Below are 18,851 nucleotides of genomic sequence, written 5' to 3' on the forward strand. Positions count from 1 at the left end.
TATAAAAATGCTTTTTAAGTATTATTAATGAATAAGGCTCCTTGCTAGGATCGCGTCACCGGATCACCGGACATTCAGCGACCCCTAACCCTTGGAGCCTCTATGTCCGGCACCGACCTTTCCCATCGCAACGACGTGGGCGGATTGTTCCGCGCGCATTACCCCTGGCTGTGCGCTCGGTTGCGTCGGCACCTGGGCGCCAGTTCCAGCGTCGAAGACATCGCTGCCGAAACCTTTTTACAGCTACTCGAATCGCCGGGGCTGACCCCGATCCGCGAGCCTCGTGCCTTGCTCACCACCATTGCCCAGCGGTTGATCTATCAGCTCTGGCGCCGCCGTGACCTGGAACGCCAACACCTCGATCAGTTGCAACAGCTCGATCAGCAGCAAGCGATCTCGCCCGAAGAACGGGTGCAATTGACCCAGGTGTTGCATGGCCTGGATCGCACGCTTGAACGCTTGCCTGGCAAGGTTCGCGCAACCTTCCTGTTGTCGCGAATCGACGGCCTGACCTATCCGCAAATCGCTGCCGAACTGGGCATTTCTCAACGCTCGGTCAGCGTTTACATGACTCGTACCCAAGCCCTGTGCGCCCGGCACAGCGCCAACCAACCCTTGAATTCCCTGACCCGGAGGTCCGCATGAGATCACTCATAACCCTGCTCGGCAGTTCACTGCTGGCCCTGAGCCTTGTGGCTACCCACGTTCCCGCGGCGGAGAAAACCGCGCCGATCCACTTCGGCGACATCACCTGGGAAAGCGGCAGCCTCATCACCGAAATCCTGCGATTGATTGTCGAGAAAGGTTACGGCTACCCGACCGATACCTTGCCGGGCAGCACCGTCAGCCTCGGAGCGGCGTTGGCCAGGAACGATATTCAAGTGATCGGCGAAGAGTGGGCCGGGCGCAGTCCGGCGTGGGTCAAAGCCGCCTCGGAAGGCAAAGTGTTTGGGCTGGGTGACACGGTCAAGGGCGCCACCGAAGGCTGGTGGGTGCCCGAATACGTGATCAAGGGCGATCCTGAGCGCGGCATCAAACCCCTGGCCCCGGAGCTGAAATCCGTCGCTGATCTGGCGCGTTACAAAGATGTGTTCCGCGACCCGGAAGACCCAAGCCGTGGACGCTTCCTCAACAGCCCGACTGGCTGGACCTCGGAGATCGTCAACAGTCAGAAACTCAAGGCCTATGACCTGACCGGCAGCTTCGTCAACTTCCGCACGGGTTCTGGCGCTGCACTGGATGCCGAGGTGGCTTCGTCGATCCGTCGTGGTAAACCGGTGCTGTTCTACTACTGGTCGCCGACGCCGCTGTTGGGGCGCTTCAAACTGGTGAAACTCGACGAACCGGCCTTCGACGCCGAAGCCTGGAAGACCCTGGCCGACGCCAACAACCCGAATCCAAAAGGCACGCGGTCGATGCCGGCAAGCCTGGCGATTGGGGTGTCCGCGCCGTTCAAGGCGCAGTACCCGGATTTGGTGGCGTTCTTCGAAAAGGTCGACCTGCCAATCGATCTGCTGAACCAGACGCTCGGCCAGATGAGCGAAAAGCGCCTGCAACCGCGTCAGGTGGCCGAAGCGTTTTTGCGTGATCAACCGCAGATCTGGAAGGGTTGGGTGCCGGGGGAAGTGGCCACTAAGGTGAGTGCGAGTTTGTAAATTTGTAGTGCCTGGAAAATAGCCATTGAGGCCTACACCGACTCCGCGGCCAACGCCGCCTTCACGGCTGGCCGCTGATCAACCCGCGCCTGAAACCGCGCCAACGCCGGCCACTCATTCAAATCGATGGCAAACAGGTGCGACCAGCGCAACACCGTAAACAAATACGCATCAGCAATGCTGAACCCGTCAGCCAGCAAATAATCCTGGCGCTCCAGCGTCTGACACAACACAGCAAACCGCTTGAACAGTTTCTCTTTGATGAGCGCTTTGATCTCATCCGGGAACTGCGAACTGAACAGCCCGCTCAGCCCGCCATGAATCTCTGTCGAAACGAAATTCAGCCATTCCTGCAACCGTACCCGCTCGAACGTCCCGCTCAAGGGTGCCAGGTTCGCGTCGGGGCGCAGGTCTGCCAGGTATTGCAGGATTGCCGGGCCTTCGGTCAGCACTTGGCCATTGTCCAGTTGCAATGCCGCGACGTAACCCTTGGGGTTGATGGCGAGGAAGTCCTCGTCGTTGGCGGTTCGCTTGGTGGTGTTGTCGACGCGGATCAATTCGAACGACAGATCCAGTTCGCGCAGCACGATATGCGGCGCGAGCGAGCAGGCGTGTGGGGCGTAATACAACTTCATTGGCAGGGCTCTGGCTGGGGATTTGCGCCAGTGTCATAGTGCGCGGCACCTTCGGTAAAATTAATCTTTCAGAAAATCGCCATAAGGAAAGCTACTGCCATGATGAATCTGATGCATTGGCGAATGGTGGTGGCAGTGGCTGACATGGGCAACATTACCCGGGCTGCCGAGCGAGTCGGCATGACCCAGTCCGGTGCCAGCCAGGCCTTGGCGTTGATTGAAGAAACCCTGGGCGTTCAGCTGTTCAGTCGGGAGAGTCGCCAGACCTTGCCGACGGCAATCGGCCTGTCTGTGATCGAACACGCGAGAACGATGCTGGGTGCTCTGGAAACCATTCGCAGCACTGTCGATTCCACCAAAGACATTCAGCGCGGGACGATTCGCCTGGCCAGTTTCCCCATGGTGTTGGCGACTTTCCTGCCGCCGCTGTTGCGTCAGTTCAACCGGCTTTATCCCGGCATTCAGGTGGTCGCGCTGGAGGTCAGCGACGATGAAGTGGAAACGCTGCTCGGCGCCGGGCTGGTGGATGTCGGCGTGGTGTTGAACCCGGTGCCCGAGCGCAATGCCGGTCGCCTGGGGCGTGATGCCTGGATGGCGGTGGTGCCTGGCGGCCATCCCTTGGCTCGCCGTTCCAATGAAGAAGGCGTCTCCCTGGCGGAGTTGGCGGAGCAACCTTTTGTACTGGCCACGGGCGGTTGTTCGACCAACGCTCGCAGCCTGGCGGGGGATGCCGGGCTGCAGCTGCTTGATGTGCGGGTCGAGGTCCGTGAATGGAGCAGTGCGTTCACCCTGGTGCGGGAAAACATCGGCGTGACGCTGGTGCCGGAGATGACGCTGCCGAGCCAACTCCAGGGTCTGCGGGTGGTGCCGGTCAAACCGCGTATCGATCGCGAATTTGCCTTGGTGGCCGCTGCGAACAAGCCACCCTCGGCGGCAGTGCAGGCGTTGATGAGTCTGCTTGCCGAGAAATGACTCATACCGATGCTGAACCGATTTTGTCCTCAATACTGGCCGACTAGTGGCCTTGCTTACCTTCCTCGCCTGTCTATGCTGACTCCTAACTAACTATGTCGACCGCCATGTGAAGGCCGTCATACACGTTAAAAGTGTGCGCAACCCAAGGCGCCGACTCTGAACAATACGGAGCTGTCCGGTCAATGGAATGTCTTATCAGATCGTTAGGGCTGGCCCGATTCCGGGCTATCGAGAGAAGGATGTCTTGATAAGAGCGTTGCAGCATGGACTCTCCGATTAAACATCATTGATCACCTGACCAAGTCCTTCCTGTGGAGGGATGCGTGTGCCTGTTCCTTGGAACGTAGTGGTGGGGCTGTTGAAAGACCAAAGAACTTTCATCAAACAAAAGACCGCGCTGAAGGTGATACAACCATGTTTAACCGACGTCACAAGACCGACCTGCTGGAAATCGAACGATTCAGTTGCGCGCTGACCGAGGCTAACGCGAAGTTGGCCGCAGTCAGCCGCTCGATGGCGATGATTGAGTTCACCCCTGAGGGGATCGTGCTCGATGCCAACGACAACTTTTGCAGTGCCATGGGATACAGCGCCGAAGAAGTGCGCGGTAAGCATCACCGGATCTTTTGCGAAGAAGCGCTATATCGAAGCGAAGCCTACGCCAAGTTGTGGCGTGACCTGGCCCGTGGCGAACCGGTGAGCGGGACCTTTTTACGCTTGAACAGGAGCGGCAAGGAGATCTGGCTCGAAGCCAGCTATATGCCGGTGTTCGGCGCTGATCGTCAGGTCCGGAGTGTGATCAAAGTCGCCACTGACATCTCAGCCAGGACCTACAAGGAGCACGAAAACGAGAGCATGCTTGCGGCGATCGGTCGTTCCATGGCCGTGATCGAATTCACCCCGGATGGCAAGGTCATCACGGCCAACGACAACTTCTTGAAGACGATGCATTACTCGCTCAACGAAGTGGTTGGCCAGCACCACAGTTTGTTTTGTCATCGTGCCGACGCCGAATCTCAGGCCTACAAAGCGTTCTGGGCCTCGCTCAATCGCGGCGAATATCACTCGCACCGTTTCGAGCGCAAAGATAAGCACGGGCATACGGTTTTCCTGGAGGCCTCCTACAACCCGCTGTTCGACACCAAGGGTCGATTGTACAAAGTGGTCAAGTTCGCCAGCGATATCACCCAGCAAGTCACTACCCTGCAAACCGCCGCGGAATCGGCCCACAGCACCTCTGTTCAAAACGACGCCTGCGCGCAGAAAGGTTCTCAGGTGGTGCAGCAAACGGTGCAGATCATCCAGGACATTTCCCGCGACCTCAACGAAGCGGCGCTGAGCATCGATGCGGTGAGCAAGCAGTCGGACATCATCGGCACCATCGTCCAGACCATTCGTGGCATTGCCGATCAGACCAACCTGCTGGCACTCAACGCCGCCATTGAAGCGGCCCGGGCCGGGGAGCATGGACGCGGGTTTGCGGTGGTCGCCGACGAGGTTCGCAGCCTGGCCGCACGCACCAGTCAGGCGACGCTGGAGATTGTCGATGTGGTGCGCAGGAACCATGACTTGTCGTTGAGCGCGGTGTCGAGCATGCAATCGAGTTTGAGTCGCACCGGGTTAGGCGTGGAACTGGCGAACGAAGCGGGGGAGGTGATTCTGGAGATTCAACAAGGGTCGCGGCATGTGGTGGATGCGATCAGTCAATTCAACTCGACCTTGCAGATAAGTTGATAGCGGCACATTGAAAAGGGTCCCTCGAAGGGTAATGCCGATCAGTTAAGCCAAAACGCGATCCGTAGCAGCTGGCGAAGCCTGCGTTCGGCTGCGCAGCAGTCGTGAAATCAGACGATGCGGTGTTTCAGGAAGACCGCAAACTCAGGATTTACGACTGCTGCGCAGCCGAACGCAGGCTTCGCCAGCTGCTGCGCAGCCGAACGCAGGCTTCGCCAGCTGCTACGGATTGTGTCGCCCGCGCTGTTAAAGCGACGCGAGGAACTTGTCGACCACCTGGCTGCTGCCGTTTTCGCTGCTGCTGTTTTCTTTCTCGGCCTGCGCCAGTTTGATCTTGTCTTGCATGCGCTCGGCAATCTCTTTACCGATCGCCAGTTGTTTTTCCGGCGGCACGGCTTTTAGATCATCTTCCGTCAGACCCATCTCTTGCAAAATACTGTCGCGCAACCGCTGTTCCGGTGTTTTGCTCATGTACTCCTTGAAGACGTCCGTGGCTGTTTCAACATCGGCCGGTAGTTGGGCGGACGAGGCTTGCAGTCCCACGCGGGTTTTCGCGAACGCTTCACCAACGTTGTCGCTGATCCGGGTCGCTTCGCTGACTTGTTGCGTTGCGATTTGGGTGGCGGAGTCCTGGACCTGCTTAGTGGTCTGCGCGTTTTGCGCCTGCACATTGTTTTGCAGGGCTCGCGCCAAGGAACAACCCGAGAAACGTCGCCGAGGCGAAAGCGGCCTGATCGGAGGGTTTATGGCGCGATCGAGATATCGAAGGTCTGAAACGCATCATCCACCGGCCGGTAACCCAACACCCGCATGGTTTCGCTGAGGTCCAGGCGCTTGAAGCGGTTGTTGGAAATGCCGTGGGCGATCAGGTGTTGCACGCCTTCGACCTCCACCGAACGTTGCAGCAATTGCACTGCATCGCGCGGGCTCAGCCAGGCGCTCAGGTCTCGGGCATTGGTCAGTTCATGACGGTCCGGGAATTCGAAAGCGCCGATCCGTATCGCGATGGTCGAGAGGTTGCGTTTGGCAGCATAGAACGCACACAACGCTTCGCCATAACACTTGCTGACGCCATACAGATTGGCCGGCATGACCTGCATGCCCGGGGCGATCTGCCGGTCCACCGGGTAGCCTTCGATGGTTTGCGCACTGCTGGCGAACACTAGTCGCTTGCAGCCAGCCGCCGCCGCGGCTTCGAACAGGTAAGTGGTGGCCAGAATGTTATTGGGCAGCAGCTCATTGAAAGTGGCAGTGGCGTGAGGAATACCGGCCAGGTGCACGATGACGTCGATCCCTTTCAATACTTCGCCCATGGCCGCGGGGTCGGACAGATCCAGGCTGACAAAACGGTGAGGCGCATCGACCGCAAAGTCGGGCTCGACGCGATCCGTCAGGACGAAGGTGTAGCGGTCTTTTGAGGCTTCGAAAAAGGTTTTGCCGATTCTGCCGCAGGCACCGGTCAGCAGTATGTTGAGTCCGTTCATGAGTCTCTCTTTTCAGGGTAGGAGTGTTGCGGGTTTGGCGTTATGGCAGGCCGTTGCAGCCGTGTTTCAAGAATCCCGGGCGTTGTGCCAGGCGTTGGAAATACTCGTCGATGGCCGGGTAATCGGGCCGCTCCATCGGTGTCATCAGCCAGCGGTTGACCGACAGCCCGATGACGATGTCCGCCAGTGTGAAGTGTGGCCCGGCGACATACGCTTTGGTGGTCACGAGCTGATGCTCGAGGATACCCATCTTCTGGTTCCAGACACGCACGCCGGCGGCGATGTGATGCGGGTCCTGGAACTCCGGATCTTTGCGTACCAACGCCGTGAACGCGTAGCTCCAGGAGGCGTTGAGTTCGGTGGCTTGCCAATCCATCCACTGCTCCACCCGAGCGCGTGCTGCTGGTTCGTGGGGCAGCAGATTGGTGTTTTGGTGTTTACCGGCCAGATAGCGGCAGATGGTGTTGGACTCCCACAGCACGCCTGCCTCATCGATGATCACGGGCACCAGTGCGTTGGGATTGAGCCTGAGAAACTCCGGCGTGTGGGTCGACGCATAACCGCCGCCCCAGTCTTCACGTTCGTAGGCAACACCCAGTTCCTCACAGGTCCACAGGACTTTTCTGACGTTGATGGACGAAGCTTTACCCAGAATCTTCAGTGCATGTTCCATTGAGCTACTCCGTTAGCGATTTGACGCTTCAGGAATCTAACAGACATTCAGCGTTTTCAAACCGGATCCGGCAGCGCCGAAGTTGGCAAACCAAACGTGCGATCAAACAACCAGTTGAAGGCGAAGGTGTAGCACGGGATGAAAATGATCAGCGCCGCGTCCAGCAGGAAGGCTTGCACCAGGCTGATGTTCATCCACCAGGCGATCAACGGGATGAGGAACACTATCAAGGTTAGTTGAAAACCCACGGCATGGGCGATGCGCCGTTTAACGGTGCGGGTTCGCGAAGGCTGACGACTTTCCCAGCGCTCAAACAGCGTGGTGTAGATGAAATTCCAGGTCACCGCGATGGTGGTGATGATCACTGCCAACGGGCCAGTGCTGCCGGGCGAGGTGCCGGACAACAACGCCAGACCCAGGGCCGAGAAGGTCATGCCGATGACCTCGTAAAGGGACACGTAGAGCAGTTTTCGTTTAACGCCTTGCATGGGAATTGCCTCTTTCTGCGAACTTGAAGCCAGGAGCACTGGTGAAGGCGACGAAAGATAGCTTCAATAGGGCTGACAGTAAAAGTCATTAGCTTTCAGTTTTATTGATAGGACGACGGATGAATTTCAACAGTGACAGCATCGAGTTGTTCCTCGCGGTGATCGAGCGCGGCTCGTTTTCCGCCGCTGCTCGGGCGCTGGGTAAAGTGCCGTCGGCGGTGAGCATGGGCATCGCCAACCTGGAAGCCGAACTTGGATATCCACTGTTCGATCGCAGCCATCGCGAGCCGGTGCCGACGGCGATGGCCAGCGCATTGGTGCCGCATGCGCGACTGATTGCCGAGCAGCTCAAACAGCTGCAAGTGCATGCGGTCGAGTTGTCGCTGGGGCTGGAAAGCAAGTTGTCGATCGGTGTCGTGGCGGACATCGACAAGGGCCGCGTGATGGCGGCGATCAAGGTCATCGCCGAGCGTCATCCGTTACTGGACATCGAAATGCTCAGCGCGCCGCAGGATGATGTGCTGGCGATGCTCCACAGCGGCCGGGTCAGCGTTTGCCTGGCGTTCGCCGGGCTGAGCATGAACGTGCTGGAGCGGTTCCAGTTCGTTGGCACCGAACGGATGATCGCCACGCTGGCGGCGGACAATCCGTTGTTTCAAGGCCAGGATGTGTATCTCGAAGATTTGGTCCACGTACGGCAAATCATCGTCGCCAGCCGCGACCTGCCGATCAGCGAAACCCGGCCACTGGTGGCCGAGTCTTACTGGCGCACCGACACCTTGGCCATGGCGCTGGAAATGGTCGAAGCCGGATTGGGCTGGGGCAATTTTCCACTGTCGGTGGTCCAGTCGTTGCTGGATGCTGGAAGGCTCAAGCGCCTGAGCTTTCGCAACATCGAGAACGGGTTGGTGCTGCCGGTGCATGCGGTGTGGCTCAAGAGCCAGCCGCTGCAAAAAGGGGCGTTGGCGTTTGTGCAACTCATGTCCAACGCGTAACCCCTGTAGGAGCTGCCGAAGGCTGCGATCTTTTGATCTTGATTTTCAGCGATTCCGAAATGATCAAAATCAAAAGATCGCAGCCTTTGGCAGCTCCTACAGGGAGCAATGTGCCAGTGGCAAACTACGTACTCTCCCTCACCTTCAACTCAAACCCCATGTCCTGCACCGGTTTGGCCACCGTGTTGCCAGCCATCAACGTCAACATCTGCTCCGCCGCGCGGCGGCCGATGGCTTCTCGCGGGGTGCTGATGCTGCTCAGGCGCGGGACCATGTGGGCCGAGGCCGGCAGGTCGTTGAAGCCGAGGATCGCCACTTGTTCGGGGATTTTGATCCCGCAGCGCATGGCTTCGAGCAGTGCGCCCTGGGCCAGGTCGTCGTTACCGAAGAAGATCGCGTCGACATCGGGATGAGTGGCGAGCAGTTGCAGGAACAGTTCGCCACCAAGGCCGACGGAGGAAGAGCGAGGTGTCAGTACTTCCAGGTCCGGGTCATACAAACCGGCCTTTTGCAGGGCTTTGCGGAAACCTTCGCCGCGCAGCAACGTGCGTTGATCGAGTTGCGCGCCGATGTAGGCCAGGCGCTTACGACCGCGGGACAGCAAATGCCCGGCCGCTGTCTCGCCAGCAGCGAGTTGCGAAAAGCCCACGCAATTGAGTCCGGCTGCGCTGTCCAGTTCCATCATGTACACGCAGGGAATGTTGCTGGCCTCGATCATCCGGCGCGAACTTTCGGTGCGGTCGAAACCGGTCAGCAGCAAACCGCGAGGCTGATACGCCATATAGTTGCGCAGCAGATTTTCTTCTTCATCACGTGAGTAATGGAAGTTGCCGATCAGCACCTCAAAGCCTTTGGGGCGCAAAACCTGATGAATGGCTTCCAGCGTGTCGATGAACAATAAGTTGGACAGTGACGGCACCAATACCACCACCGAATGGCTCTGGGCCGAGGCTAACGCGCGGGCGGCAGGGTTGACCACGTAGTTGAGGTCAAGCGCCGCTTTCTGCACTTTTTCCACCAGTTCGGTGGCCACCGTGCTGACCCCGCGCAGGGCGCGAGAGGCGGTGATCGGGCTGACACCGGCCAGGCGTGCGACTTCGTTCAAAGTGGGGCGGCCAGTGGTGCGCGTATTTTTATCGTTTTTAGAGGAGATCATCGGACGGCTTGCCAAACAAAATTCGAGGCACTAAGGTAGCGCTGTCTCGACGTAGCTGCAAATGCGTGAGCGGGGTTTGCCTGATCCCCGTTTTTTGGCGTTGGGAACGAACATGCTGCAACCCACAAAAATGACAAGAAGGCGTCGGCAACTTCTGCTTTTGATCTAGTGTCGTAACTGGCAAAGGTAGCGCTGTCTGCGCGCTGAGGTGTTACATGAATCATCCCATCACCGCCCTGGTCATCATGGGCGTTGCCGGTTGCGGCAAGACTTGCGTCAGCGAGGCCTTGTGCCAACTCAGCGGCGCGACCGCCATTGAAGGCGACACTTTCCACCCTGCCGCCAATATCGAAAAGATGAGCGCGGGTATCCCCCTGAACGACGACGACCGTGCCGGCTGGCTCGACAGCCTGTGCGATGAATTGCGCCGCATCGACGCCAAGGGCGAACGCCCGGTGCTGACCTGCTCGGCCCTCAAACACATTTACCGCGAACGTCTGCGCAGCGCCTTGCCGGGCCTGGGCTTCGTGTTCCTTGAACTGACCCCTGAAGTCGCCGCCGATCGTGTCTCCCATCGGCCGGGCCACTTCATGCCGTCGACCCTGATCGACAGCCAGTTCGCCACCCTTGAATCGCCCGTTGGCGAGCCCCTGACCCTGGCTCTGGACGCTTCGAACTACAGCGTCGACCAATTGGCGAAGCAAGCTCATGACTGGTGGCAGGCTCATGGCCTGAAACACGCCGTATGAGTTTTGCCAGAAGAGATAGCGCTGTCCTGTTGGCTTGCGAATTACTCGCTTTAATAACAACAACAACCAGGAGACACCCCTAATGTTTGGCATGTCCCACGAGACGTTCCTGCTGCTCGATGCAGTGGTCACGGTGATCGGGCTTATCGTCCTGATCACCAAGTTCAAGTTTCACCCGTTCATTGCCCTGATCATCGCCGCCGCTTTTCTCGGGCTGACCTCCGGCATGCCGATCGGCACCATCATCAAGGCGTTCCAGGACGGCTTCGGTGGGGTGCTTGGTTTCGTCGGGATCATCCTCGCGCTGGGCACCATGCTCGGCAAAATGATGGCCGAGTCGGGCGGGGCGGATCAGATTGCCCAAACCCTGATTCGCGCGTTCGGCAAGGACAAGGTGCAGTGGGCGATGATGTTCGCCGCGTTCCTGGTCGGCATTCCGCTGTTCTTCGAAATCGGCTTCGTGCTGCTGATCCCGCTGGTGTTCATCGTGGCCCGGCGTACCGGCGTGTCGATCATCAAGATCGGTATCCCGCTGCTGGCCGGTCTGTCCGCCGTGCACGGTCTGGTTCCGCCGCACCCGGGCCCGTTGCTGGCCATCGGCGTGTTCGGTGCCGACATTGGTAAAACCATTCTCTACGGCCTGATCGTTGCGCTGCCGACGGCTATCATTGCCGGCCCGATCTACGGCACGTTCATTGCCAAGTACATTCCGGGTCATCCTAACCAGGAACTGGTCGATCAACTGGCGCGTGATAACGATTCTGCTGATCTCCCGAGCTTCGCCATCACCTTGATCACCGTGCTGTCGCCGGTGTTCCTGATGCTGCTCAAGACCTTTGCCGATGTGGTGCTGCCGGACGGCAACTTCTTCCGCACTTTTATGGACCTGATCGGTCATCCGATCTCGGCACTGCTGCTGGCGTTGCTGCTGTCGCTGTACACCTTCGGTTACAAGCAGGGCATTGGCTCCAACCAGATGCTCAAATGGCTGGATGCCAGCCTTGCGCCAACCGCCGCAATCATCCTGATCATCGGTGCCGGTGGTGGCTTCAAGCAGATGCTGGTGACCAGCGGCGTTGGTAATGTCATCGGCAACATGGCGGTGGAAGCGCAGATCTCGCCAATCCTTCTGGCCTGGCTGGTAGCCGCGGTGATTCGTATCGCGACCGGTTCTGCAACCGTGGCCACCATTACAGGCGCGGGCATCGTGGTGCCGGTGGTGGGGATGATTCCAGGTGTGAACCGTGAGCTGCTGGTACTGGCGACCGGTGCCGGTTCGTTGATCCTGTCTCACGTCAACGACGCGGGTTTCTGGCTGGTGAAGCAGTACTTCAACATGACCGTGGCGGAAACCTTCAAGACCTGGACCGCGATGGAAACCATCCTGTCCATCGTTGCGCTGGGCTTTATCCTGCTGTTGTCGTTGTTCGTCTGACACAAACGCCAAACACAAAAAAACCGCAGCGATGCGGTTTTTTTGTGGGTGATAAATCGAAATCCCTGTAGGAGCTGTCGAGTGAAACGAGGCTGCGATCTTTTGATTTTGTTTTTTTAGATCAAGATCAAAAGATCGCAGCCTCGTTTCACTCGACAGCTCCTACAGTGTTAGGTGTTAGGTGTTAGGTGTTAGGTGTTAGGTGTTAGGTGTCAGGCGTTGGTTTTGGTGATCAACCCATCCGCCCGGAACATCCCGCGAATCCCGCGTATGGCCTGACGAATCCGGTCCTGGTTTTCGATCAGCGCGAAGCGCACGTGATCGTCACCATACTCACCAAACCCCACGCCCGGCGAGACGCAAACCTTGGCCTCGGCCAACAGTTTTTTAGCGAACTCCAGCGAGCCCAAATGCGCATACGCCTCGGGGATTTTCGCCCAGACATACATCGACGCTTTTGGGTTCTCGACCATCCAGCCCAGTTCATGCAGGCCTTTGACCAGCACGTTGCGACGCTGACGATACTGCTCGGCGATGTCTTTGACGCACTGCTGATCACCTTCCAGCGCCGCAATGGCCGCGACTTGCAGCGGGGTGAACGTGCCGTAGTCGTGATAACTCTTGATCCGCGCCAGGGCATTGACCAGTTCGGCATTACCGACCATGAAACCGATGCGCCAGCCGGCCATGTTGTAGCTTTTGGACAGGGTGAAAAACTCCACCGCAATGTCCTTGGCGCCCGGCACTTGCATGATCGACGGGGCTTTCCAGCCGTCGTAGACGATGTCGGCGTAGGCGAGATCGTGCACCACCAAAACGTCGTACTGTTTGGCGAGGGCGATCACTCGCTCGAAGAAATCCAGCTCCACGCACTGGGCGGTGGGATTCGACGGGAAGCCGAGGATCATCATTTTCGGTTTCGGAATCGAGCCGCGAATGGCGCTTTCCAGTTCGGCGAAGAAGTCCACGCCCGGAATCAACGGCACCGAACGCACCTGAGCGCCGGCAATCACCGCGCCGTAGATGTGAATCGGATAGCTCGGGTTCGGCACCAGAACGGTGTCGCCCTGGTCGAGGGTGGCCAGCATCAAATGCGCCAGGCCTTCCTTGGAACCGATGGTGACAATGGCTTCGCTTTCCGGGTCGATGTCGACCTCGTAGCGATCCTTGTACCAATTGGAAATCGCACGGCGCAGACGCGGAATGCCCTTGGACGTCGAGTAGCCGTGGGTGTCTTCGCGCTGGGCGACGGTGACGAGTTTTTCGACGATGTGCGGCGGTGTCGGGCCGTCGGGGTTGCCCATGCTGAAGTCGATGATGTCTTCGCCACGACGACGGGCGGCCATCTTCAGCTCGGCAGTGATGTTGAATACGTAAGGGGGGAGTCGATCTATGCGCGCAAAGCGGCGCGGCGAACCTGGGTTAGCCATTGTTGCCTCGGATAACGTGAGCGCCCGGAACCGTCCGAGCGACGCTGGTCACTGCGGTGACCTGTGGCGGAATGTAAGGGCTGATGTGGCAAACTGTCCAGCGACTATGTAAACAAATTTGTCCGAAGGAAATCGGTTGATGGAATTTACCAGTGGCTTCTTGCTGAGCCTTTCGCTGTGCCTGGACATCGGCGTGGCCAACATCGCGATGATCACGTTGGCGATGCAGCGTGGCTATTTTCAAGGCTTCGCGCTGGGTTTGGGGACGTGTGTCGGCGACTTGATCTACGCCGTGCTGGCCTTGGCCGGGATGACCGTTTTGCTGCAATACGAAAGCGTGCGCTGGGTGCTGTGGATCGGAGGTTCGGCGCTGTTGTTGTACTTCGCGGCGAAGATGATCTATTCGGCGATTCACCATGAGGCGGTATTGGCGCAGGCCGAAGCCGTGGGTCAGAACTCCCATCGACGGGATTTTTTCCGCGGGATCTTCCTCGCCATGTCGTCTCCCAGCGCCATTCTCTGGTTCGCGGCGGTGGGCGGCACATTGATCGCTCGCTCCGGCGGCGGTGGCGCACTCAGCTCGGCGCTGTTTCTCGGCGGGTTTCTCTGCGCCGGGGTGCTCTGGTGCGTCGCTTTGTGCTTCGCAGCGAGTCACGGCGGCAAGTTGCTGGGTGACAAACTGCTGCGTTACTCCTATCTGGCATCGGCGGCGATCTTCTGTTATTTCGCGGTCTACGTGATCCTATCGGGGTATAACGAGTTCGTCGGCGCAGGTGCTGTCGAGCAGTTGCATGCACTGTAACTGGGCGAATTCGGTTTGGGTTCTATACTCCCAGCCGAACCCACTTTTTTGTTCCAGGAGTTGAGTCATGGATGAGCAAACACGCGTCGAAACGGCCAAACCACGCTTCGAGCACGGGCACTTCCTGCTCATTGCAGGGCTTGGCGGCCGATTTACCACGGATACGACCAGCGGCATCCCCGATCTCTGGGAAAAATTCATTCCCGAGATTGGCAAAATTCCCGGTCAAAAAAACGAAGTGACCTACGGCATCTGTTGCAATCCGGATGGCAAGGGCGGCTTCGAATACATTGCCGGCATCGAGATCGACAAACTCGACGACCTGCCGGAGAAATACCGTTGGGTCGAGGTCCAGCCTCAGCACTATGCGGTGTTCGAGCACAAGGGCTCTCTCGATCAGTTGCCCCAGACCTTCCAGTACATCTGGAAAACCTGGCTGCCGCAGTCCGGTTATCAGGCGGCGGATGCGCCGGAATTCGAACGCTACAGCGAAGACTTCAACCCGAAGCTCAACACCGGTGTGCTGGAAATCTGGCTGCCGCTCAAATCGTAATGAGCCGACTCCGGGACGGGCACTTCACAGTGCCCGTCCAAGGCTGTCGTTGACTCCTCGCATCACCCCTCGCACACCGTCCGTTTCGCTCGTTCTATACGCCGTCTTAATGCCGCTGCCCCCAATCAGTGTTCGTCCTTGATACCCCCTCACTTACCCTGCAAGGCGCAGATGAGAGCGTGAATTCAGTGCGTTTTTTGTACTGACGCTCTCAGCCGGTACCCGATTGCGGGTGTCCTTTCGTTTTGTCAGGGGGAGCTGTCTTGTTAACACTCGAGTTCATTTACATCGCCAGCGGCCTGTGTGCCGCCCTGTTGTTTGCCTACCTGGGTTACGCGCTTATCCGTGCAGAGAAGTTTTGATGGCCGCAGTCATTGCGGCACAGGCTTTTTTATCAGCCCGCCAGGGCGGTCTTGAGAAAGGAAATCGGCAATGTACGACCTGATTTTTATGGGGGTTAGCGTGGTGTTTTTTGCTGCGACAGCCATGGTCATCGTCGCCATGGGCAAGATTTGAACGGAGCATCGACATGTTGAGCACTATGCTGGAATTTGCGGTGATTCTCGGGTTGATGACCGGACTCGCCGTGTTGATGGGTAAGTGGCTGACGCTGGTATTTACCGGGCGTAACCATGCCTTGGCGGAGCGCGCTACTTATCGTCTGCTGGGGATCGATACGGCCGAAACCATGGGCTGGGCACGTTATGGCTCGGCCCTGCTGCTGTCTAACGCGGCGATGATGTTGCTGGGTTACATCGTGTTGCGCCTGCAGGTTTTCATGCCGCTCAACCCCTTGGGGCTGAGCGCGCAAACACCGGATCTGGCTTTCAACACCGCGGCGTCGTTTATCACCAACACCAACTGGCAGGCGTATTCAGGTGAAACCAGCCTGTCCAACTTCAGCCAGATGGCGGTCATTACCTTCCTGATGTTCGTCGGCGCAACGGCGGGCGTTGTGGCAGCGGCGGGGTTCATCCGCGGCCTCAGTCGGTCGAACTCCGCTGATATCGGCAACTACTGGGTGGACTTCACTCGCACGCTGTACCGGGTGATGCTGCCACTGTGTTTTGGCATGGCGCTGGTTTATGTCTGGCAAGGCATGCCGCAAACCCTGAATTCCCAGGCCCTGGCCACCACTCTGGAAGGTGCACAGCAGCAGTTGATCGTCGGCGCGGTGGCGAGCTTTGAGTCAATCAAGCACATCGGCACCAACGGCGGCGGCTTCTTCAGCATGAACGCCGCGCACCCATTCGAGAACCCGACGCCACTGACGAACATGCTGCATATCCTCAGCATGCTGCTGATCCCGTCGGCGCTGACGTACACCTTCGGCAGCATGCTGATGCGTCGACGTCAGGGCTGGGTGTTCTTTGGCACGTTCCTGGTGATGTTCGTCGGCTTTCTGAGCATCGTTTACACGGCTGAACAAAGTGGCAACCCGCTGCTGACCCGGGTGGGCGCGGACCAGGTGCTGTCGGCCACCCAGAGTGGCGGCAACATGGAAGGCAAAGAGCTGCGTTTCGGGATTGCCGACACCAGCCTGTTCGTGACCACCACCACTGGCGCAACCACCGGCTCGGTGAACGCCATGCACGACTCGCTGACGCCCATGGGCGGATTCGTACCGCTAGCCCAGATGATGCTCAATTGCGTGTTCGGTGGCGACGGCGTGGGGTTTATCAACCTGATCCAGTACGCGCTGCTGACGGTGTTTCTGGTGGGGATGATGATCGGCCGCAGTCCCGAATTCCTCGGCAAGAAGATCGAGGCACGGGAGATCAAGCTGGTCATGCTCTCGGTACTGGCGCACCCCATCTGCATCCTCGGCTTCACCGCCCTGGCAACACTCTGGCCTGACACCCTGAACAGCCTCAACAACCAGGGGCCCCATGGCTTCAGCGAGGTGCTTTATGCCTATACCTCGGGCACTGCCAACAACGGTTCGGCGTTCGCCGGATTGAATGCCAATACGCCGTTCTTCAACACCACAATCGGTCTTGCCATGTTGCTCGGACGCTTCTTCACCATGCTGCCGATGCTCGCGGTCGCCGGTTCTCTGGCGATGAAAAAGAACATCCCGGCCGGTGCCGGCACCATCCCGACCGCCACACCGCTGTTCATGTTCCTGGTGGTGTTCGTGGTGCTGGTGGTGGGCGGTCTGACTTTCCTGCCGGCGCTCGCGCTCGGCCCGCTGGTCGAGCAACTGCAGTTGCTGTCTGGCCAGACCTACAAGTAAGGGGGCTGTGATGACTCAAGTACAAACCAAAACCAAGGTGCAATTTCTGTTTGTCGGCCTGTTGCGCCCGGTGCTGATTTCGGCGGCGTTCTTCATGCTGCTGACCGGGCTGGCCTATCCGTTGTTCACCACGCTGGTGGCCAACGTGTTGTTCCCGTTTCAGGCCCAGGGCAGCCTGGTTGAACGGGATGGGTTGGTGATCGGTTCGGCGGTGATCGGCCAGCATTTCACCCGCCCCGAGTATTTCCAGGGCCGTGCGAGCATGACCCTCGGCGCAGATCCACTGGACCCGAGCAAAAGCGTGGCGCAGCCGTATAACGCAGGTTCCAGTGGCGCCAGCAACCTTGGCCCTACCAGCCAGAAGTTGATCGATGCTGTGGCCGTGCGGGTCGAAGCCTACCGCCGGCAAAACGGCCTGGCGGCAGATGCGCAGGTGCCGGTGGATGCGGTCACCTCGTCGGCTTCAGGCCTGGACCCGCACATTTCGGTGGCCAACGCACAGATTCAGGCGGTGCGCGTCGCACGTCTGCGCCACCTGCCGCAAGCCGATCTGTTGAAGCTGGTGAATACCCACACCGAACAACGCACCTTCGGCCTGCTCGGCGAACCCCGAATCAATGTGCTGCAACTCAACCTCGCGCTGGATGCTCTGGCGCCTGCGCATCAGCCACCCCTTGCGGCCAGTGAGTAAGAGAAACAACCATGAGTAAGCAAGCTCGTTTGCCTTTGTTCGACCGTGGGTTGTTGCTCACGGCGTGCCTGGATGCCTTCAAGAAGTTGCTGCCCCAGGCGCAGTGGAAGAACCCGGTGATGTTTGTGGTGTACCTGGGCAGCATTCTCACCACGCTGCTGTGGTTTCAATCACTGGGCGGCAAGGGTGAAGCCCCCAGTGGCTTCATTCTCAGCATCACGTTGTGGCTGTGGTTCACCGTGTTGTTCGCCAACTTCGCCGAAGCCCTGGCCGAGGGCCGCAGTCGGGCCCAGGCGGCCAGCTTGCGCGGGATGAAACGCCAGACCCTGGCCAAGCTGTTGAAGCAACCCCGGCATGGTTCCGCCTGGATGCCGATGCCTTCCAGCGAACTGCTCAAGGACAATGTGGTGTTGATCGAGGCTGGCGATCTGGTGCCCCTCGATGGCGTGGTGATCGAAGGCGTGGCGTCGGTTGATGAAAGCGCGATTACCGGAGAATCGGCACCGGTGATTCGCGAGGCGGGCGGCGACTTTTCATCGGTAACCGGTGGGACAAAAGTGCTGTCGGACTGGCTGGTGGTGCGCATCAGTGTCAACCCGGGCGAGTCATTTCTGGATCGCATGATTTCCATGGTCGAAACCGCGAAACGCCAGAAGACTCCCAATGAGGTGGCGCTGAACATTCTGCTGGTGGGCCTGACATTTTTGTTTCTGCTGGTGATCGTGACCCTGGGTCCGTCCTCGATGTTTGCGGTGGCCATGAGCGGAGGCGACGTGGTCAGCGCAACGGTACTGGTGGCGCTGCTGGTTTGCCTGATCCCCACGACCATTGGCGGTCTGTTGTCGGCGATCGGTGTGGCGGGCATGAGCCGGATGATGTCGGCCAACGTCATTGCCACCTCCGGGAGAGCCGTGGAAGCGGCTGGCGACATTGACGTCCTGCTGCTGGACAAGACCGGCACCATCACGCTGGGTAACCGCCAGGCCAGCAGTTTCCTGCCGGCGCCCGGGGTCAAGGAGTCGGAACTGGCCGACGCTGCGCAACTGGCCTCGCTGGCCGACGAAACGCCGGAGGGGCGCAGTATCGTGGTGCTTGCCAAGCAGAAGTTCGACCTGCGGGCGCGGGACCTCAATGCCCTGGGTGCGAGCTTCGTGCATTTC

18 protein-coding genes and 3 pseudogenes are annotated in these 18,851 nt (G+C 58.8%); 14 read left to right on the plus strand and 7 right to left on the minus strand.

Annotation, left to right across the window (positions count from 1 at the left end):
• The first annotated feature begins 102 nt into the window (after nt 1–102).
• Nucleotides 103–645, plus strand: a complete 543-nt coding sequence (locus WLY71_RS22930; protein ID WP_347805364.1) for a sigma-70 family RNA polymerase sigma factor — start codon at nt 103–105, stop codon at nt 643–645.
• Nucleotides 642–1,655, plus strand: a complete 1,014-nt coding sequence (locus WLY71_RS22935; protein WP_347805365.1) for an ABC transporter substrate-binding protein — start codon at nt 642–644, stop codon at nt 1,653–1,655. Before WLY71_RS22930 ends, WLY71_RS22935 begins: the two co-directional genes overlap by 4 nt.
• A 32-nt stretch (nt 1,656–1,687) precedes the next feature.
• On the opposite strand, the gene gstA is transcribed toward WLY71_RS22935, so the two are convergent.
• Nucleotides 1,688–2,290: a glutathione transferase GstA gene (gstA, locus tag WLY71_RS22940; RefSeq protein WP_347805366.1), complete on the minus strand. Its 603-nt coding sequence runs from the start codon at nt 2,288–2,290 to the stop codon at nt 1,688–1,690.
• A gap of 99 nt (nt 2,291–2,389) precedes the next feature.
• Between gstA and WLY71_RS22945 the strand changes: the two genes are divergently transcribed.
• From WLY71_RS22945 to WLY71_RS31460, 3 genes and pseudogenes are all read left to right on the plus strand, one after another.
• Nucleotides 2,390–3,262: a LysR family transcriptional regulator gene (locus WLY71_RS22945; protein ID WP_347805367.1), complete on the plus strand. Its 873-nt coding sequence runs from the start codon at nt 2,390–2,392 to the stop codon at nt 3,260–3,262.
• Nucleotides 3,263–3,784: 522 nt separating this feature from the next.
• Nucleotides 3,785–4,456, plus strand: a pseudogene (locus WLY71_RS31455) (PAS domain-containing protein); the annotation flags it as partial.
• 114 nt (nt 4,457–4,570) lie between these two features.
• Nucleotides 4,571–4,999 (plus strand): annotated as a pseudogene (locus WLY71_RS31460) (methyl-accepting chemotaxis protein); the annotation flags it as partial.
• A 246-nt stretch (nt 5,000–5,245) separates the two neighbouring features.
• On the opposite strand, the pseudogene WLY71_RS22955 reads toward WLY71_RS31460, so the two are convergent.
• The 4 genes and pseudogenes from WLY71_RS22955 to WLY71_RS22970 form a co-directional block, all read right to left on the minus strand.
• Nucleotides 5,246–5,692 (minus strand): annotated as a pseudogene (locus tag WLY71_RS22955) (hypothetical protein); the annotation flags it as partial.
• A 50-nt stretch (nt 5,693–5,742) separates the two neighbouring features.
• Nucleotides 5,743–6,483: an NAD-dependent epimerase/dehydratase family protein gene (locus WLY71_RS22960; protein WP_347805369.1), complete on the minus strand. Its 741-nt coding sequence runs from the start codon at nt 6,481–6,483 to the stop codon at nt 5,743–5,745.
• A 40-nt stretch (nt 6,484–6,523) separates the two neighbouring features.
• Nucleotides 6,524–7,156 (minus strand): glutathione S-transferase family protein, encoded by a 633-nt coding sequence (locus WLY71_RS22965; RefSeq protein ID WP_347805370.1) that lies wholly within the window; start codon nt 7,154–7,156, stop codon nt 6,524–6,526.
• Between the two features lie 56 nt (nt 7,157–7,212).
• Nucleotides 7,213–7,644 carry a PACE efflux transporter gene (locus tag WLY71_RS22970; RefSeq protein WP_046049513.1) on the minus strand — a complete coding sequence of 144 codons (432 nt, stop codon included), beginning with the start codon at nt 7,642–7,644 and terminating at the stop codon, nt 7,213–7,215.
• Nucleotides 7,645–7,763: 119 nt separating this feature from the next.
• Here WLY71_RS22970 and WLY71_RS22975 point away from each other — a divergent pair, with 119 nt between their 5' ends.
• Nucleotides 7,764–8,639 carry a LysR family transcriptional regulator gene (locus WLY71_RS22975; RefSeq protein WP_347805371.1) on the plus strand — a complete coding sequence of 292 codons (876 nt, stop codon included), beginning with the start codon at nt 7,764–7,766 and terminating at the stop codon, nt 8,637–8,639.
• Between the two features lie 124 nt (nt 8,640–8,763).
• Here the strand turns inward: WLY71_RS22975 and gntR are convergent, their stop codons facing one another.
• Entirely contained in the window at nt 8,764–9,795 is a 1,032-nt protein-coding gene (gene gntR, locus WLY71_RS22980; protein ID WP_347805372.1) for an HTH-type transcriptional regulator GntR, read from the minus strand.
• Nucleotides 9,796–10,010: 215 nt separating this feature from the next.
• Between gntR and WLY71_RS22985 the strand changes: the two genes are divergently transcribed.
• Nucleotides 10,011–10,544, plus strand: a complete 534-nt coding sequence (locus WLY71_RS22985; RefSeq protein ID WP_347805373.1) for a gluconokinase — start codon at nt 10,011–10,013, stop codon at nt 10,542–10,544.
• An 82-nt stretch (nt 10,545–10,626) separates the two neighbouring features.
• Nucleotides 10,627–11,979, plus strand: a complete 1,353-nt coding sequence (locus WLY71_RS22990) for a GntP family permease (RefSeq protein ID WP_347805374.1) — start codon at nt 10,627–10,629, stop codon at nt 11,977–11,979.
• A 212-nt stretch (nt 11,980–12,191) separates the two neighbouring features.
• On the opposite strand, the gene alaC is transcribed toward WLY71_RS22990, so the two are convergent.
• A complete protein-coding gene (gene alaC / locus WLY71_RS22995; RefSeq protein WP_347805375.1) occupies nt 12,192–13,409 on the minus strand; it encodes an alanine transaminase in 1,218 nt (405 codons plus the stop codon).
• Between the two features lie 139 nt (nt 13,410–13,548).
• Here alaC and WLY71_RS23000 point away from each other — a divergent pair, with 139 nt between their 5' ends.
• The 6 genes from WLY71_RS23000 to kdpB all read left to right on the plus strand — a co-directional run.
• Entirely contained in the window at nt 13,549–14,211 is a 663-nt protein-coding gene (locus tag WLY71_RS23000) for a LysE family translocator (RefSeq protein WP_347805376.1), read from the plus strand.
• Nucleotides 14,212–14,278: 67 nt separating this feature from the next.
• Nucleotides 14,279–14,764, plus strand: coding sequence for a GyrI-like domain-containing protein (locus WLY71_RS23005; protein WP_347805377.1), 486 nt, complete (start codon nt 14,279–14,281; stop codon nt 14,762–14,764).
• A gap of 263 nt (nt 14,765–15,027) precedes the next feature.
• Nucleotides 15,028–15,126: a K(+)-transporting ATPase subunit F gene (gene kdpF, locus WLY71_RS23010; protein WP_095130908.1), complete on the plus strand. Its 99-nt coding sequence runs from the start codon at nt 15,028–15,030 to the stop codon at nt 15,124–15,126.
• A 167-nt stretch (nt 15,127–15,293) separates the two neighbouring features.
• Nucleotides 15,294–17,000: a potassium-transporting ATPase subunit KdpA gene (kdpA, locus tag WLY71_RS23015; protein ID WP_347805378.1), complete on the plus strand. Its 1,707-nt coding sequence runs from the start codon at nt 15,294–15,296 to the stop codon at nt 16,998–17,000.
• Nucleotides 17,001–17,010: 10 nt separating this feature from the next.
• Nucleotides 17,011–17,691, plus strand: a complete 681-nt coding sequence (kdpC, locus tag WLY71_RS23020) for a K(+)-transporting ATPase subunit C (protein ID WP_347805379.1) — start codon at nt 17,011–17,013, stop codon at nt 17,689–17,691.
• Nucleotides 17,692–17,702: 11 nt separating this feature from the next.
• The coding region (kdpB, locus tag WLY71_RS23025) for a potassium-transporting ATPase subunit KdpB (RefSeq protein WP_347805380.1) at nt 17,703–18,851 on the plus strand (1,149 nt) is incomplete at its 3' end.

Source organism: Pseudomonas rossensis (assembly GCF_039888995.1).
In the GTDB taxonomy this organism is placed as follows: Bacteria; Pseudomonadota; Gammaproteobacteria; order Pseudomonadales; family Pseudomonadaceae; genus Aquipseudomonas; species Aquipseudomonas rossensis.